17 protein-coding genes are annotated in these 16,521 nt (G+C 37.0%); 4 read left to right on the plus strand and 13 right to left on the minus strand.

The window, feature by feature from the left end:
* Positions 1 to 28: 28 nt before the first annotated feature.
* The 3 genes from DFO72_RS07210 to DFO72_RS07220 form a co-directional block, all read right to left on the minus strand.
* Positions 29 to 586 (minus strand): M15 family metallopeptidase, encoded by a 558-nt coding sequence (locus DFO72_RS07210; protein ID WP_113884090.1) that lies wholly within the window; start codon positions 584 to 586, stop codon positions 29 to 31.
* 128 nt (positions 587 to 714) lie between these two features.
* On the minus strand, positions 715 to 1,218 hold the full coding sequence (locus DFO72_RS07215) for a Mov34/MPN/PAD-1 family protein (RefSeq protein WP_243856084.1): 504 nt from the start codon (positions 1,216 to 1,218) through the stop codon (positions 715 to 717).
* Between the two features lie 155 nt (positions 1,219 to 1,373).
* Positions 1,374 to 2,810 (minus strand): hypothetical protein, encoded by a 1,437-nt coding sequence (locus DFO72_RS07220; RefSeq protein ID WP_113883895.1) that lies wholly within the window; start codon positions 2,808 to 2,810, stop codon positions 1,374 to 1,376.
* A 124-nt stretch (positions 2,811 to 2,934) separates the two neighbouring features.
* On the opposite strand from DFO72_RS07220, the gene DFO72_RS07225 reads away from it, so the two are divergent.
* A complete protein-coding gene (locus DFO72_RS07225) occupies positions 2,935 to 3,537 on the plus strand; it encodes a hypothetical protein (protein ID WP_113883896.1) in 603 nt (200 codons plus the stop codon).
* A gap of 21 nt (positions 3,538 to 3,558) precedes the next feature.
* Positions 3,559 to 4,443, plus strand: coding sequence for a glycosyltransferase family 2 protein (locus DFO72_RS07230; RefSeq protein ID WP_113883897.1), 885 nt, complete (start codon positions 3,559 to 3,561; stop codon positions 4,441 to 4,443).
* A gap of 83 nt (positions 4,444 to 4,526) precedes the next feature.
* Here DFO72_RS07230 and sat read toward each other — a convergent pair whose 3' ends face one another.
* The 10 genes from sat to DFO72_RS07280 form a co-directional block, all read right to left on the minus strand.
* On the minus strand, positions 4,527 to 5,690 hold the full coding sequence (gene sat / locus DFO72_RS07235) for a sulfate adenylyltransferase (protein WP_113883898.1): 1,164 nt from the start codon (positions 5,688 to 5,690) through the stop codon (positions 4,527 to 4,529).
* Positions 5,691 to 5,709: 19 nt separating this feature from the next.
* Entirely contained in the window at positions 5,710 to 6,303 is a 594-nt protein-coding gene (gene cysC / locus DFO72_RS07240; protein ID WP_113883899.1) for an adenylyl-sulfate kinase, read from the minus strand.
* Between the two features lie 32 nt (positions 6,304 to 6,335).
* Positions 6,336 to 7,196, minus strand: coding sequence for a sulfite exporter TauE/SafE family protein (locus tag DFO72_RS07245; protein ID WP_113883900.1), 861 nt, complete (start codon positions 7,194 to 7,196; stop codon positions 6,336 to 6,338).
* A gap of 132 nt (positions 7,197 to 7,328) precedes the next feature.
* Positions 7,329 to 7,736: a hypothetical protein gene (locus tag DFO72_RS07250; RefSeq protein ID WP_113883901.1), complete on the minus strand. Its 408-nt coding sequence runs from the start codon at positions 7,734 to 7,736 to the stop codon at positions 7,329 to 7,331.
* A gap of 167 nt (positions 7,737 to 7,903) precedes the next feature.
* Entirely contained in the window at positions 7,904 to 8,629 is a 726-nt protein-coding gene (locus DFO72_RS07255; RefSeq protein ID WP_113884091.1) for a glycosyltransferase, read from the minus strand.
* Between the two features lie 270 nt (positions 8,630 to 8,899).
* Entirely contained in the window at positions 8,900 to 9,826 is a 927-nt protein-coding gene (locus DFO72_RS07260; RefSeq protein WP_243856085.1) for an NAD-dependent epimerase/dehydratase family protein, read from the minus strand.
* Positions 9,808 to 10,638, minus strand: a complete 831-nt coding sequence (locus tag DFO72_RS07265; RefSeq protein ID WP_113883902.1) for a dTDP-4-dehydrorhamnose reductase family protein — start codon at positions 10,636 to 10,638, stop codon at positions 9,808 to 9,810. Before DFO72_RS07265 ends, DFO72_RS07260 begins: the two co-directional genes overlap by 19 nt.
* Complete coding sequence (locus DFO72_RS07270; protein WP_113883903.1) at positions 10,639 to 11,625, minus strand: polysaccharide biosynthesis protein; 987 nt, start codon at positions 11,623 to 11,625, stop codon at positions 10,639 to 10,641.
* Positions 11,618 to 12,709 carry a non-hydrolyzing UDP-N-acetylglucosamine 2-epimerase gene (gene wecB / locus DFO72_RS07275; RefSeq protein ID WP_113883904.1) on the minus strand — a complete coding sequence of 364 codons (1,092 nt, stop codon included), beginning with the start codon at positions 12,707 to 12,709 and terminating at the stop codon, positions 11,618 to 11,620. The genes DFO72_RS07270 and wecB overlap by 8 nt, the downstream gene beginning before the upstream one ends.
* A gap of 184 nt (positions 12,710 to 12,893) precedes the next feature.
* Positions 12,894 to 14,120, minus strand: a complete 1,227-nt coding sequence (locus tag DFO72_RS07280; protein WP_113883905.1) for a hypothetical protein — start codon at positions 14,118 to 14,120, stop codon at positions 12,894 to 12,896.
* A gap of 376 nt (positions 14,121 to 14,496) precedes the next feature.
* On the opposite strand from DFO72_RS07280, the gene DFO72_RS07285 reads away from it, so the two are divergent.
* Entirely contained in the window at positions 14,497 to 15,468 is a 972-nt protein-coding gene (locus DFO72_RS07285) for a hypothetical protein (protein WP_243856086.1), read from the plus strand.
* A 95-nt stretch (positions 15,469 to 15,563) separates the two neighbouring features.
* Positions 15,564 to 16,490 carry a hypothetical protein gene (locus tag DFO72_RS07290; RefSeq protein WP_113883907.1) on the plus strand — a complete coding sequence of 309 codons (927 nt, stop codon included), beginning with the start codon at positions 15,564 to 15,566 and terminating at the stop codon, positions 16,488 to 16,490.
* Positions 16,491 to 16,521 lie beyond the last annotated feature (31 nt).

Consider the following 16,521-nt stretch of genomic DNA (forward strand, 5'->3'; position numbering starts at 1 on the left):
TGCACATCATGAGTGCAGTTTCTTTTATTTATTCAGTTTCAGGCGGTCTTTTTCCTCTTTGCAGTTCCCATATGGAAAGTCCAAAGTCCATTTGGAGATGGGGATAGTCTTTGAACTGTGTCCAATCCCCTCCCCATTCAAATCCAAGCCCCTTTGCGATTTCCACGACCTCCATCCAATCTGCTTTACTGTTGCCGTTGCCGTCATAATTCATATCCCAGATAACCTGGCCGTTTACAGACATCAGGGCGAAATCAATCGCCAGTCCGAAATTATGGTAGGACTCTCCCCCTTTTGCATGAGTAACAATATTCCCCTCAGCAGTGCGGCCTTTTTCATATAAAGCATCCTGTTCCTCTATGCTTCTGAAATCCTGGGTGATAACAACGTTTATGCCTATGTCGGCAGCCTTAGAGATCAGCTGGTCCTTTTTTTCTGCAACTGCAGGGTGAAGCTCGGTCGGGAGAGAAGTTTCCTCCAAATTTGGTGGTCCTATATAATATCTGCTATATTCATAAACTATTAACCCAATGGTGGATAATATGAGCAGAAAAACAACTAGTTTTAACAGTGATTTTACTGGCAAGATTTCAATTTCCTTTCTCATCGGTATTCCCTATATGTATATTAAATCATAAAAAGCCTCGGATTTCCCGTATCCGAGGCTTATATGACGATCTACACAACACACCTGTTAAATTAGAAAGGATAAAATTATCTTATAACTTCAAATTTCACTTGAAAAGCCTTATGGTCAATTATTTTAAAACACTTTATACTAGTCTTCCTATTTGCGAATGAAATAATAAAATAGGCTGCTGCGGGATCATGAAAGTTTCTGATGTCATCTCTTGAAGGCAATGGGGCTGCGGAAGGATGTGAATGGTACATGCCTGTCATAGTTTGAGAGAATTTTTTCATTTCAGTTAAGGCAGCTGAGACCTGTTTCATATCCATTGCAAAAGAAGTTGGACTTTTTTCCGTACTCCTAATTTTCCACATCATCTCGTTTCGGCCATGTTGACCGGAAAGAAGCCCACATGCTTCATAAGGAAGCTCTTCTCTGCAATGATTAATCATTTCATTCAAAACCGAACGATTTATATAAACAACATTTTTGTTGTAAAAGTCAAATTTATGGTTAACGGCCGCAGCAGCTCCTGCGTCTGGGTTGAGTGGCACTCGCAGTTCCCGAAACATAGATTTTTTTCTTGCCATTGCTCGATGTTTGTTTTAATTCTTGATTTTTCCCTTTTAAAAGCCCTGATGCTTTCTTGGCCTTATTACCAGCTGGGAATTTTCTCGCTTTTTTAAAACTTTCATAAAATTTTTTCGGTGTTTCCACTTCAACCACTCCCGTTAGTTTTTTATTTTTAGTATTTAAAAGGATTAAAAACACTGCTCTGCGATCGAGCCTGAGGGTAGAATTTCTGGATTAAATCCAGTTTGTTCTGAGCTCGCTGCTGACTTGGATTCATTTGTCTTGGCTGATTATTCATATTCCTTTGCATTCCATTTGCATTAGAGGTCCTGGACCTCCTAATGGAGCTTTGTTTTTGTTCAAATTGTCTCATTTCTGTTCTTTGGCTGCGTTGAGCATTTGCATTTTGCTGCTTCATCTTTTTCGATATTTTTTCCTTCTTCTGCATTTTCTGCGGAGGTAATGAAGATTGGTTATTCATATTTTCATATTCTTTTAACTGCTGCGATTTTGCATCCAGCTCTTCTTTCAAAAGATCCAATTCTGAAATCTTTTTTTCAAGACTAATATTTTTCTGCTTATATTCCTGAATCTCATCTTTGAGCTGCTGGATTTCATATAAATACTCATCTTCACTGCCAGCTATGGCCTGCAGATTTTCCTTTAAGTCAACCATTTCCTGCAGATAAAGTTCTTCATTTTTTTCATACTGGTCAAATTGCTTACTAAGCTTTTCCAGAACTTCTTCATATGAACTAACCGTAGCTTTCAATTCATTGATGGTACTTTGTAATTCTGCTGTTTTTTCCAAATACTGAGTTTGTTTATCTCCATTAAGCCAATTCCAAGCCAACTCTAACCAACTCCCTCTCTTTATGTTATTCATGTCCATTTCATGATGAATAGGCATAATAATCCCTTTTACTGCCCAATTTTCATGGAATACCTGATAATCGCTGCCCAACTTCTGTATCCTCAGATAGTCCTTTTTCTTTAAGTCCGTTAATTGGTTAATCTTTCTTTCAATTAGTTCAATGCTCTGCTTTTTATCTGGTCCCTTTTGAGTTACAGGGTATGAAGCCCCTGGTTCTAAGCTTCTTGCTTCACGATTTAACTGGTGACGCACTTTTTTATTTCCTTTTCCATTTTTTCGCTGAAGTGCGTTCTTGTAAAACTGTGTTCTTTTTTCGTGAATAGCAGCCAAATGTTTATAATCGGATATTTCTCTTTTCATTTGTTTCTTTTGTAAAACAAACTCTTTAATCATTAAGTCTTTTTTCTTTTTATCTTTTCTCCATTTTCCCTCCTCGAGGCGAAGATGTTTTAAATAATGCCTGATTTCTCCAATGATCATTTCTGTTTGGAGGAGAGCATCGTGCGGGTTATTAAATTTCTCCTTATGGACTGAGAAGCTGAGAGTCTTTTGATTTGTTATCCCTTTATTCTTATTCAAGGAAATCTTATTATCTTGGTCATTTTGTAAACTTTTTCTGTTTGGCTGTATATCATGTTTGGAGGAAAAAAGTCTGTCTTGAAGATTTTTCATCTCACACGAGTATCGTTGCCAATTGCCGTTCCTCACTAATACAACTTTGGCCCTTTTCAACATTTCACTCTCCTCCCTCTGCACAGATTCTTGATATATCTATATGTATTTATTTTTGTCACGTTACAAGCTTAAAGAACATTAAGTTATTACTACTTATGAGAATATTAAGACCGAGGTGTTAACCATGGAAAAGATTTATCTTCTAGATGAGTTTTTAACTGTTCCGTATTTGGAGGAACTCGTGAAAAGCATTGGTTTGAAAATGGTAAATCCCCCGCCACAAGAGCTTGAAGAGACCCTAAAATATTATAAACAGTGTTTAAGAGGCTCACTTGACGAGCCATACATCATGACTGATCACCAAAAAGCTAAAGTGAGAATTCCGCTAAACCAAGACGAGTACTATTGCATGGAATGGAACATGACGAAGCTGAAGTATCTTATAAAACGAGAACAAATAAAAAAAGTGGAAGTCACAGAAAAGATCATTGCTTCTTCTCTCCCGGCTCAATGCGAAGGCAATAAAGATGATAATTTGACACTGCTATCCTTCCCTCCAATCACAAGCAAATATATCCTTGCTGAAGGAAATAAGGAAAACATAAGCACCGAAAAAAAAATATGGGATGCCTATCTGATCCAGCCTCAAATACATCTTCAGGCAGTGACCCGTTCCATTTATAGGAATTTATTTGCTATCCATTTTAATTATTCCCTTATATGCAGTTATGTCGCCGGGCAGCTTACCCTTAAAGAAGTGGAAGCGAGAGTACTTCCAGTTATATAACATTAAAGGAGTGAGATAAATTTGCTTGCTTCCATTATCTTTCCTGTTAAAAACGAAGGAAACAACGTAAAAAACACTCTTGAATCTTTTTTCTCTGCGGAGATTAACTTTCCATATGAAATTATTATTGTAAATGACCAGTCTGATGATCATTGCTGTGATTTTCTTCAGGATCAGTTTTTGGATAAAAACATCACAGTGGTGAATACACCAGGTGTAGGAGCAGCAAATGCAAGAAATGCAGGAGCAGAAAAAGCAAATGGGAACATTCTTGTATTTTGTGATGCACACCTGGAATTTGAAGATTTGTGGCTCGACAGGCTGCTTGAATCAATTCTTGATGGGACCTGCGATTCCATTACCCCCGCCATTGGTGCTATAGGCAATCCCAATTTTATCGGGTATGGCCAAACACTATGGGTAAATGAAAGATCTAATAAATTCAGGACCCACTGGAATACCAAAAGGGATCATCTATTTGAAACAGCCATTTTGCCAGGAGGGTGCTTTGCGATCAGAAGAGATGTATTTGAGGATGTGGAAGGATTTGAAACAGGGTTTCCGACTTGGGGTCATGAAGATGTGGAACTTTCTATTAAGCTCTGGTTATTCGGCTACAATTGTTATGTTCAGCCGGAAACGAAAGTACTGCATTTATTTAGGAAAGTACAGCCCTACAAAATCGAAATGGAAGATTACTACTATAACCTATTAAGACTTGCCTATCTGCATTTTAATCCCAGCCGCATTCAAAAAATCCGTAAAATGATGGTAAAGCATACAAAGTCAAAAGCCGTGGAAAATAGAGTGATTCAGAATGGGGCGATGGAGAAGAAACAGGTTTATTTGAAGAAAAGGAAATTTGATGATGATTGGTATTTTCGGAGGTTTGGGATTGAGTTTTGATAGCATTTTTAAGCAAACAAGGAACCATCCATCAGCATCAATTAACAGACTCCCAGGATGATTCCTCAAATGAGCTCTATATGCTAGACGTTATTGCTAAATCCCTTCCTTAAAATATCCGCTACTTCGGGCCTTGTAATTTCAGGTGGAAGCTGCTCTCCATTTCTTAGCATCTCCCTGACTTTGGTGCCGCTTAGAAAAAAGCGGTCCTCTTCTAAGTGAGGACATGTCTTAGCGGACGCCATATTCATGCATTTTTTACAAAAAAAACTATGTTCAAAAAATATCAGTTTAATTCCAATTTTGTCCGGGTCAAAATTGGAAAATATTTTTTGAGCATCATAAGTTCCATAATAATTTCCGACACCTGCATGATCTCTTCCGACAATGAAGTGTGTACACCCATAATTCTTGCGGATAATGGCATGATGCACAGCTTCCCTCGGGCCTGCATAGCGCATAGCTCCCGGATAGATTACCAACCTAACCCGTTCCTTCGGATAATAATTATCCAGCAATACACTGTAGCTTTCCATTCTGATATCTGCTGGTATATCATCCCCTTTTGTTTCTCCAACCAGCGGATGAAGTAAAAGGCCATCTACAATCTCCAAGGCACACTTTTGCAGGTATTCATGAGCCCGATGTACTGGATTACGTGTCTGGAAGCCAACGATTGTGCTCCATTTTAAGTCATTGAACATTTTTCTTGTTTCAGCTGGTTCTTTTAGATAGTCTTCAAATGGTGCGTGTGAAGGCTGATTAAGTGCATAAACTGGACCTGCAACATAAATATCCCCTTGGGTATTTAATTTCTTCACACCAGGATGATGTTGATCGTTTGTGCCGTAAACCTTCAATGCCTCATATTCTTTGTTGTAACTATATATCTCCCCTATTTTAATAACTCCATAGGGTTTATTGTCTTTCCCTCTTAGGAGGACTTCATCTCCTATTTTAAGTTGTTCAGCCTCCTTTTTATCAAGGGGAAGTGTGATGGGTATTGTCCAGGGAAGACCGCTTGTGAGATGCATGTTTTCCAATACACTGAGGTATTCCTTTTGATTCATAAACCCGCAAAGTGGACTGTAACCGCCATTTGTAATTAGTTCAATATCAGATATAGTCCAATTCGAAATTGAAATATAAGGCATGGAATCTTGTTTTGATAAATATTTTTTTCTCTCCCCTTTAGATAACCTCCCGTTTACTAAAGTTCCTCCATGAGGTTCTATATTTGAATTCATTTTTTCCCTCCTTAACTATTTACAGAAATCTTTTTAGATACTCATAAAGAGATTCAGTACACTCTTTTATTGAATTTTTCGAAGTCTCTAGGATGATTTCTGGATTCTCAGGCACTTCGTAAGGCGAAGAAATCCCTGTAAACTCTTTGATTTCCCCTTTTTTTGCCCTTTGGTATAAGCCCTTTGGATCTCTTTTTTCGCACTCTTCCAGGGAGCAATTGACATACACTTCAATAAACTCGTCCTTATCAACCATATCTCTGACCAGTTTACGCTCTGAAGCGAATGGTGATATAAAGGTAACCAGTACCACAATTCCGCTCTCGACAAATAACTTTGCTACCTCTCCGATTCTCCGAATATTTTCTTTTCGATCTACTTGACTAAACCCTAAATCGCTATTTAGTCCCTGCCGGATATTATCTCCATCCAAGATATAAGTGGAGATTCCTTTTGAGTTCAGAATTTCCTCTAGTTCATTTGCAAGTGTTGTCTTTCCCGATCCGGATAAACCAGTAAACCAAATAATCATGCTATTATGTCCATGGAGTACTCTTCGTTTCTCCTTTGTTACTTTAAATATAGGAGCAAATAAATTCTTTTCTTGATCCATACCTTCCCTCCTTTTTTTGTGTCATCCATAAATTAGCCTTTATTATTTTTTTTAATTGTAAAAATTATAGCTATTAGCCAAAGTATAAAAAGACAGGCATATAAAAGGTAAGATAGTGTCACTTCTATATCTGCCAGATTGATAATCGTATGAAAATTGGTTATGATAATTACTCCCCCTACTGCTACTCCAAGGATGTATGAAGGCAGTTTCCTTACGAGCCATGCTGCAATAGGGGCGGCGAACATCCCGCCTATCATTAAAGCAATAACCCAAAACCAATCAAATTCCTGCCAGCCTAAAGATATTAGAAAACCTGCAGTAGCTGATAATGCTATTACAAATTCACTCGTATCAACAGTTCCAATCACTTTTCTTGGAACTGTGTCTTTTTGGGCCAGAAGAACAGGTGTGGTAATGGGACCCCAGCCGCCTCCACCGGTAGCGTCAGCAAACCCTCCTAACAGACCGAGGATCGCCGCCTTTTTGTTTGATAGCTCAATACCCCTATTCTCATTATAGGCATTCTTCAAAAACAAAAAGCGGAACAAAATGTAAAATCCCAATGATAATAAAAAGACAGAGATAAAGGGCCTGACAGCTTCTCCTGGTATATTGCTTAAAAAACAGGCTCCTATAAATGCTCCTACACCGCCGGGAAGAATTAATTTTAATACTGTCCCCCTGTCTACGTTCCCAAACTTAAAGTGAAAAAACCCTGAGGCAGCAGTCGTTACCACTTCAGACATATGAATACTGGCAGATGCTACTGCAGGGGCCATACCTAACATTAAAAGCAAAGAGGAGGAGGTAACCCCATAAGCCATTCCCAGAGATCCGTCAATTAATTGGGCAATGAATCCAACAATTGTGACAGTAAGTAATTTTCTCAAATGCTCTGCTCCAATCTATTTGATCTAATACATGAGGGTATATTTTATTAAATTCAAATCTCTTAAACTTGAAACGGCTAATGCACCAGGCAGAAGCGAAAAAAAATGCCGGGAATTTTACTTCCCGGAAATTTATAATTTAATCATATTCTTAAAATTTGAAGCAAAAGCATTTATATCTGGATACTTTTCTAATTCCTCAAGAATTTCCAGTACCTGTGTTCTGTTATATGGAATATTTTCTAGTAAGTTTGTTAAATTTTTTTCATGCCAAAGTTTTGCAGCTATTTGCCGAAACACTTTATTAAATAAGTTTGAAATTCCTTTAAATTTATTAGAATAACCTTCTAGGAATTTCAAATAAGAATCATATATTAAATGTACATTTGGAACAGTTATGCCCAGGAAGTGTATAACAAACATTCGTAATTGCACTTCAGAATATTTGTTGAATACTCTCACAAAGTTTTTTATCGCATCATGAGGATTAGACTTTGCAACAGGGTGTTCTTGATGATAAGCAACTAACCCATTATTCAAACTACTCACTCCTTAAGCTAATAATTATAGAATCAAGATTATTATTTATCGTTAATAGAAAGCCGCCTATAAAGATATTTTTAAAATAACTGTTGGCACTTTCTCGTCAGTAAAGTAAGCCGCAAAGCAAACAGTAGACAGCCCTTACTTAAAAGCTGTTTCAAGATTTAACTAAATTTATTTTTCAAATACTGGTCCATCTCCTCTTTGTGTTGTAATTTTACCCTTTCTGTTTCCTCTAACACATCATTCATAAAGAGCTTTGTTCCCATATTCCTATGAACTCTATATAAGGTGAGCGGAATATTTAAATGTCCAATTTCATATTTTAAAAAAACCCTGATCCAATAATCATAATCATTTGCATATACCAGGGACTCATTAAATAACCCTACTCTTTCAATAACATCTCTCCGCATCATAATTGTGGAACCATTTATCGGACAGCCCATTCTTAAACTATTTAGCAGCTCATCATGTGAAAAACCTGCAGGGCCAACAGAATTAGAGATAATTCTATTCTCTTCGTTTATGCAAAAGTAATTGGTATAGGAAAACAAAAAATTTTCATTCCTCATGAAATTTAATTGCGTTTCCACCTTGGTAGCAAAAAATAAGTCGTCTGAACTTAGCCATACAATGTAATCCCCTGTCGAATTTCTAATTCCCTCATTTAAAGCCGAGGCAGTTCCGCCATTTTTTTTTCTAATATAGATAATTTTGTCCTTAAGCGGTTTTATCATCGGAAAGTGATGAGTGGATCCATCATCAACCACAATAACTTCTATATTTTGATACGTTTGTTTTAAAGCACTGGTAATTGCTCTTGCAACGAACCTACAGTTATAGAATGGAATAATAATTGATACGAGAGGGCTTTCTTTGTGTTCCACTGTGATTTCAATCCTTTCTAACCCGAATCGGGTGAACATCATCCTCTATATATCCAAGTATTGAAAAAAAACTCTTAAAAATCGGTGTTCACATCTGCTTTAACTCTAAACTTAATATAAGAAGCGGCCCACCCCTTATCATAAGCTAGATGGGCTGATTAGCACCAAATAAACACTGGACGACTATTGGTAAAAGTTAAGTGAATTTTTTCCAACTATCCATTTTTAGATGTTCTTAGGAAACGGCATCATAAATATGATATTCCAGAGTCAACCCCTTCCTCTGGAATAATTTCTTCTATAATAATTAAGACTTTCTTCAAGTGATGTTTTTATGCAGAATTTCGGGCTCCATCCCAAATCGTTCATTTTTTTAGAAGAAATCTCAACTTTTTCTTCTTTTTTGCTTACATCAGAAGATTTGATACTATAATTAATTGGCGTCATGGTTTTAAATACCAATGCGATTTCCTCTAAAGAACGGCTTTTTCCTGATGAAATGGGATAGATTTCTTTACTTACCCCTTTTCTAAAAAGGATTTCATATGCTCTGATGGCATCTCGTACATCTATGAAATCGCGTTGTGCACATAGATTTTTCACTTCAAGTATTGGTTTAGCATTACGGCTTTCCATTTCAGCAATCTTTTTTGCAAACACAGAGCAAACTCCGTTTGACCTTCCGGGGCCTATTAGATTCGTTGGTTGGGCAATGACAATTGAAAGGCCATATAGTTCTGCCCATGCTCTTGCAGCAAGTACTTGAAGCGTTTTACTGAGGCTATATGGATGATTAATAGCAGATATATTGGAGGGGTCGATTTCGAGAGCTGATCCAACTATGACAGATTTTGAATTAGGGCATTCTTTTTGGAGTGCGTCCAGCAAATAAAGAGTAGAGAGTACATTTGTTTCCATTGTAATTATGGGATCTTCCCATGATTCACCAACATGATTTTGACCTGCCAAATGCAGAAGATATTGCGGTTTTACTTTTTTTATTAAATTTAGCACCGACTCTTTGATATTAAGATCGCATTGTTCTACCATTACACCATCGATAGCAATATCCCTTCTTGTGACAGCAACTACGTCATATCCAGCAGATGTAAAATATCTGGAGGAATGAAGGCCGGTATATCCAGCTGCACCAGTAATTAATATTTTAGACTTCCCGCTCACTTTTCTTTCATCCACTCTCTAAGATCAAATAGCATTTCCTCATAAGCTGAAACTTCATACTTTTTATAATTGCTTCTTGTATTAATAATGGTCCTGTCCTGTCTTATTTCACTATCTGGCTGAATTATAACGTCATTTTTATTAAAAATGTCTTTGATCAAAATCAGCAATGCAAATTTTGATATCTTTTTATCGGATGATAAGTGATATAATCCCGTAATATTCTGCTTAATCATCCAATCAATTGCCTTTGCTAATTCAAGAGTTGTAACACCATTCCAATAAACTTCCTTATATCCCTTAATAGTCCCTTTTTGCCTCATAAACCATAAAAATAGGCCGATTCCGGAATCTTTTAATTCTGGACCTATTATAGAAGTACGAATGGTTAAATGCTTATCGCTTATGATTTCTCCAAGCTGCTTTGATTGAGCGTAAACAGAAGTGCCATCTGGTATGTCATATTCCGTATAATTTCCTTTAGTTCCTAAAAAAACACAATCCGTACTAATATGAATCAGTTTGCCATTGTACCGCTCTGTAAATTTGACTAACTGATGCGGAAGCAAGCTATTAACCTGAAAGGCAAGCTTTTGATTATTTGCTGCAAAGTCATTTAATATCCCGATACAATTTATAATTATATCTGGTTTTTCATTATTGATGACCTCTTCAAGCATCAATGAATCTGTGATATCTAGATAGATTCCATCTTTATCTTCTTTATTCCTTGAAGTATAAATAACGTCATATAGCGGCTGCCTTTGAAGATAATCAACTATCATATGGCCAGCCATCCCTTTTCCTCCAAGGACTAATACCTTCATCTATATAAACCTGCCTTTCCTTAAAATTCCCCTGATTTCATCCTTGCTCATTAGGTCTTTGCTGGAATTATAGTTTAAAAGATTAACCGGTTTATAATTAGCATATTTTTCTTTTAAGCCATCAATATGAATACTTGGCAAAATGACAAAATACTCTTCATCATATGCAATTGTTGTTTCACTTTCATATTCTGAAAGGAGAAGTTCATGTATCTTCTCTCCAGGCCTGACACCCAGAATGTCAACCTCTATTCCTTTTTTTCCCATATCCTCTGATAAAACATGAGCAAGATCTAGAATTTTACATGCCGGCATCTTCATAACAAAAATCTCCCCGCCCATACTCTCAAAAGTGGCTTTGAATACCAGCTTGATAGCTTCTTCAATTGTTAAGAAAAATCTTGTCATTGCAGGATCAGTAATACCAATCCTTCCTTTTTCCTGTATTTGTTTCTTAAAGACATGGATTACACTTCCATTTGTTCCAAGAACATTTCCACCTCTTATGCAAACAAATTTAGTGTCTGTGTTAAGAGTATTGGCGTGGATGATCAGCCTTTCCCCCATTGCTTTAGATAAACCATAAAAATTGGAGGGATTTGCCGCTTTATCAGTTGAAATATAGACAACTCTTTTTACCTTGTTTTCAATGGCTGCTTCAATAACATTTTGTGTTCCGTGAACATTAGTTTTCAATGCTTCTAGTGGCTGATACTCACATACTGGTACATGCTTCAGGGCAGCAAGGTGAAAAACATAATCAACACCCTCAGATGCTTCCATGATAATTTCTTTTTCTTTAATATCTCCGATTACAAAATGAAGCAGCGGGTTATTGTCAAATTCTTGCTTCATCAAAAATTGGTTAGATTCGTTCCTGGAAAAAATTCTTATCTCCTTAGGATTATAATCCAAAAGCTGCCTAACAAGTTCATAACCCCAAGAACCCGTTCCTCCAGTAATTAAAATTGTCTGGTTCTTAAACAACTTCCATGCCTCCCATCAATAATTTCACCACTTTATCAGAAACACCAGTCTCGCCATATCCCTCAGGCAAAGGCCAGTCTCTCTCTCCATTCAGCATTACATTTACACAATTTAATATCTTTCCAGAGTCAATACCTGATAGAACATTGCTTCCGCAATCAATTGTTTCAGGCCTTTCAGTTGTCCGACGTACTGTAACCGTGGGGACACGAAAAATACAGCACTCCTCCTGGACAGTTCCACTATCAGTTAAAACACATAACGCCTTTTGCTCCAATTGAACAAAATCAAAGAAACCAAAAGGTTCATGAAATTCAACAAAGGTATTTAGCCTAAATGATTCAAGCTTTTGAAGCTTGGATTTGGTTCGGGGGTGTATACTGCAGATGATTCTTTTCCGGTAAACCTCTGCCACCCTGTTGATTCCATTCATGATTTCTCTTAGGTGGCTTATATTATCTACATTCTCAGCCCTGTGAATTGTTGCCAAAAAGTATTCCTCTTCCTTTAGACCAAGTGACTTAATTATTTGACTCTGCTCAATACTGGTTTTATAAGCACTTAATACTTCTTTTATTGGGTTTCCAGAAAGGATGATTCTATTTTTTGGAAATCCTTCTCTCATTAAATTTTCTTTGCTTTGTGGTGTATAAGGCATATTAAAACTGGCAATAGCATCGATTATTTTTCGGTTCTTTTCTTCCGGAACATCCAGATCGAAACACCGATTCCCCGCTTCCATATGAATAACCGGGATTCCCATTCTCTCTGCCAGGATGGCACTTAATCCGCTATTTGTATCTCCAAGCACCAAAACCTTATCCGGCTTTTCTTTTAGAAGGATATTTTCTAATTGATTAAACATATTTCCAAGCTGCCCACCTAAAGTGGCCTGTTTTTTCGATAAGAAATAATCTGGTTCCCTGATCTTTAATTCCCGAAAAAACAGGTCGCTTAATGACTCAGTAAAGTTTTGGCCAGTATGGACAAGTATGTGTTTCGAGGCAAGCAAATCAAGTTTTTTAATAATAAGGCTAAGACGAATTATTTCTGGTCTTGTCCCCAAAATTGTCATAATCCTCACTTTGTGCACTCCTTTCAGCTAAAATCATTATTTCAATTCGTCCCTATTAACCTATTCATATATCTTTGATTTGAATAGGTTTGTATCATCTATTTAAGTTAATTTTTTTGCTGTCAAAATAGATTCTTTGAAAAAAAAAGAAGGGTTGCCCCTTCTTCACATAGTTATTTGTTTATTCATAGAATTAATCATCTAGTAAATTAGGGAAAGTAACACAATCCTGTACAACCAGATCTTCATCCGGTACAAATCCTAATCCTGCTGCAGCAAATGTCACCAATGGTAATCCCGCAAGATCAGTAAGAACAATGGCATAAGCATCTGGGGCAGCACCGATGTTTTCAATCAGTGTCAATGTGAACAAAACAGTACGATCAGCTACACCAGGATCTGCAAAGCTTACAGTACCTGAACCTTCGACAGTCATAGTTGTAATTCCTAAAACTTCTGTACATTCCGGCATTCCAATTTCTGCAGCAGTAAACGTGAAGCTTTGATCCACAGTTCCTGTTCCTGTTCCTGTTGGAACTACGAAATCTTCTACAATCCACGAAATGGTGCTTCCACTCAATTGACAGTTGTCGCAAATTTCGGCGTTTAGTTCAGTAGTAAATGACCCTGCAACTAATGGTGCATCAAAAAGAATTCCTGCGAAGGTAATATCAACAGGACCAGTCAATGGATCAGTATCCACAAACGCCTGGCAATCACAGTTGTCACGCGGGAAGAAGTCACATTGTGCAGGCCACTCGAATTCCGGACAAACGCCGTTAGTAGGAAGTTCAATGTCATTTGGACGCGGGAAGCAGAATTTAGCAAGTACTTCTAGTTTTACGTCTGCTTCTACTTGAATCTCGAAACAGATATCCAGCATAACCTGAAGGCCAAGGTCTGGATCTCCAGTTTCGATGAAGTTAGTGTCACAGTCTAGTGAAATTAAACGGCAGAACACGTTATCAGCTGTAAACGGTTCTGGAGCACATACAACTAGACGGCGGGATTCACTGATAGTCGGACGGAATTGGCAGATGATAGCGCCTGTGCTATCAAAAATAGTAATGAGTGGTCTGATAGTGAAGATGACTTTTACAATGGCCACTTCTACTAATCTTCCACCAAGAGTAATTTCACGTCTTTCGATTCTGGAAGATACTGTGCACAATGCGTTTCCATCCGTATCTGGAGGAGTCAGCGGGAAGAATCCTCCTACATCCGGAACCTCACATGTTACATCCAGAGGTGTTCTTCCATCAGCAACCGCTGCAGCGACTGCAGCTGCGCAATCATCCGGCAAGGTTATTCCTGTGTCTTTAGAGATAGCATCAAAAACCCAGTCATAAACCTTGGATACCCGAATACATTCTTCTTGAACGTTATTAGGAGTCAATTGGGATCCTCTAATAGGTTTCAAGCAAATCATCCTTTCTAATAGGTTGTGTTTTCACTTCATAGTATGGATATATTTAGAATTGTGTTCTAATCAAATAGCCTGTTTTTGTTGATTCTCACGAATTCGGTCTCTTCTTCATATATATAGGTGTTACAAATGCAATTGATAAAAGGAGACTGTACACATGACCTATTCTGTTTTTATTGATGGCGAACTTTTAGGCAAAGCTCTCTATCAGTCAGCAGTTAGCCTGGCATTATTTTGTGAGCAACAGGGATTTGAAGCAGTTATTGATCAAAACAAAGAAACCATTAATATTGAAACCGGAAGAAAGCAGCACCCTATCTCAATTTCATCTCGTTCAAAGAACCAGCCGAGCAAGGACGCTGTTCTAAAATTGAATGATATTCTTAAAGCTGAGGGTTTGGATCTTTTGAAAGAACCAAGTATCACAATATTTTTGGATAGCATTGACCAGCAGTATTCTGATCAGCAATTGATCATTGAACATAATGTTCTTCTTGATGAAAGGCTAAAAAATCTTCTAATTATAGAGTTCAATAAAGCAAAAATACCTTTTGTATTAAATGAAAAGAAAAATTTAGCTGCTGATGGGAAACAGCAATTAGCCTTCAGATCTCAATTTAACGAAAATGATCGACTAATAGTAAGCATATCTCGTGCGTTTATCAGGTACTGCAGCGTTAAACCTAATGCAAATAATTCGGCTATAGTGCCAATGCCACTTATAAAGTCCTGGATAAGCTCCTTGTTAGATCAAACATCACTGACTAAAACACAAGAAAAGAAAGCAGCACCAAAGGTTCCTGAAAAAACCATTAAACCCGAAAAGAATAAAAATATCTCAGCAGTCAACAGTCAAGACCTACGATTAAAGAAAGCAAATGCTGAAGTTTTCCTAAATTACACAATGCTCATTCCAAGACCGGATGATGAACAAAAAGAGTATATGGTGAACGGTTCAATCATAATGAAAAACACTGGAGATCTCGATTTAAAAAATCCTGTCATCTGCATAAAAGTACCCACTGATTCAGGGGTCTCTTTACAGGGTCAGATTCTGCCGCCGAAACTTGTTGCAGGTCTCGCCATGAAGGGCAGTGATGGAGAAAAAGGCTGGAAATATGTATATGATGACTGGAGAGAAAGAGTGAAAACCAAAGGAGAATATTGGATAACTTCCATTCAGGATTTAACCATTCCACCCGGAGGTTCTGAGGCATTTAACGGATTAAAGGTCCTCATAAGAGAGCCTAAAAATTCCTCGGTCGGTATCCATGCATTTGTATATTTTAATGAAGGGAAACAACAATACGCTTCCAACAACACCATTTCACTTTCATTTTAAGCCTGTTTTAAACAGGCTTTTTATTTTGCACAATCTGCCTATCAGCACATAGGATAATACCAAATGCTCTAATTGTAAGGTTAGGAGGGCACATCATGTTGAATGCACCATTCATAAAAGAAGATGGGAAACAGGACAATAGAATTCTTCAGCAAAAGGTTATTTACCTTACTGCTGAAATCTCAAAATATAAAAATAAGATTAAGGATTACCAGGAAAATTATCATTACAGTCAATTGGAAACCTTGAAAAATGAAAATCAATACTTAAAGGAACAAATACAAAAAAAACAGCAGGATGAATTAGATATTAAAGAAGAACTTAGTTCTGCAATCGCCCACTATAAAAAGAACCTGAAAGAACTTTCTTCTAAAGAAGCAGATTACCTCGTTAAGATTGAAACACTAGATGAACAGATCCGGAAAAGTGAGAAGCTCATTTTAACCCTGCAGGAAAATAACACCTCTATACGTCAGGAAATTGAAGAGTTCCAAAAAAATAGACTCTACCTGCATAAACAACTTTCAGAAAAAGATTCTGAACTGATCAAGTTGAAAAATGAGAATGAACAACTCCAATCAAAGAATAATGAATTTAAAGACTTAATTGTTTACATGAGAGATGAATTGAACAATTACTCAAATCAATTAGCGACAATCGAAAAAAAGGATCAGCTTATTATAGACGACCTGCAATATAACTTATCCATACAAAAAGCGGAAAATGAAAAGCTTCTTCTTGAAATACTGGAATACCGTACCTTAATTAGCGAATATGAAGATAAAATAATGACAAATGAAGCGTATATAGAAGAATTAAAAATAAAAGAAGATACAAACCTTCAGCTTCAACAGCAAAATGAGCAGCTGCAAGCATTAAACAGGGATTTATATGATGAAAATGTGTTGATGGAGCAAATACAAAAAGAAATAATTGCTCAATTACTATTAATTAGAGATGAAATCAAGGAATATCCAAACTCCCCTTTTAGATCGGTTGTTGTATCTAACAGTAAACTTTGAGGCAATGCTAAAAAATAAAGTTATGTGCAGA

Origin of the sequence: Cytobacillus oceanisediminis, from assembly GCF_004366035.1 — a bacterium.
GTDB lineage: Bacteria > Bacillota > Bacilli > Bacillales > Cytobacillaceae > Cytobacillus > Cytobacillus oceanisediminis_C.

Coding starts and splice junctions, on each gene's coding strand:
- DFO72_RS07215 (WP_243856084.1), bottom strand. CDS start 1,218: ATGGCAAGAAAAAAATCTATGTTTCGGGAACTGCGAGTGCCACTCAAC.
- DFO72_RS07220 (WP_113883895.1), bottom strand. CDS start 2,810: ATGTTGAAAAGGGCCAAAGTTGTATTAGTGAGGAACGGCAATTGGCAA.
- DFO72_RS07225 (WP_113883896.1), top strand. CDS start 2,935: ATGGAAAAGATTTATCTTCTAGATGAGTTTTTAACTGTTCCGTATTTG.
- sat (WP_113883898.1), bottom strand. CDS start 5,690: ATGAATTCAAATATAGAACCTCATGGAGGAACTTTAGTAAACGGGAGG.
- cysC (WP_113883899.1), bottom strand. CDS start 6,303: ATGGATCAAGAAAAGAATTTATTTGCTCCTATATTTAAAGTAACAAAG.
- DFO72_RS07265 (WP_113883902.1), bottom strand. CDS start 10,638: ATGAAGGTATTAGTCCTTGGAGGAAAAGGGATGGCTGGCCATATGATA.
- DFO72_RS07290 (WP_113883907.1), top strand. CDS start 15,564: ATGTTGAATGCACCATTCATAAAAGAAGATGGGAAACAGGACAATAGA.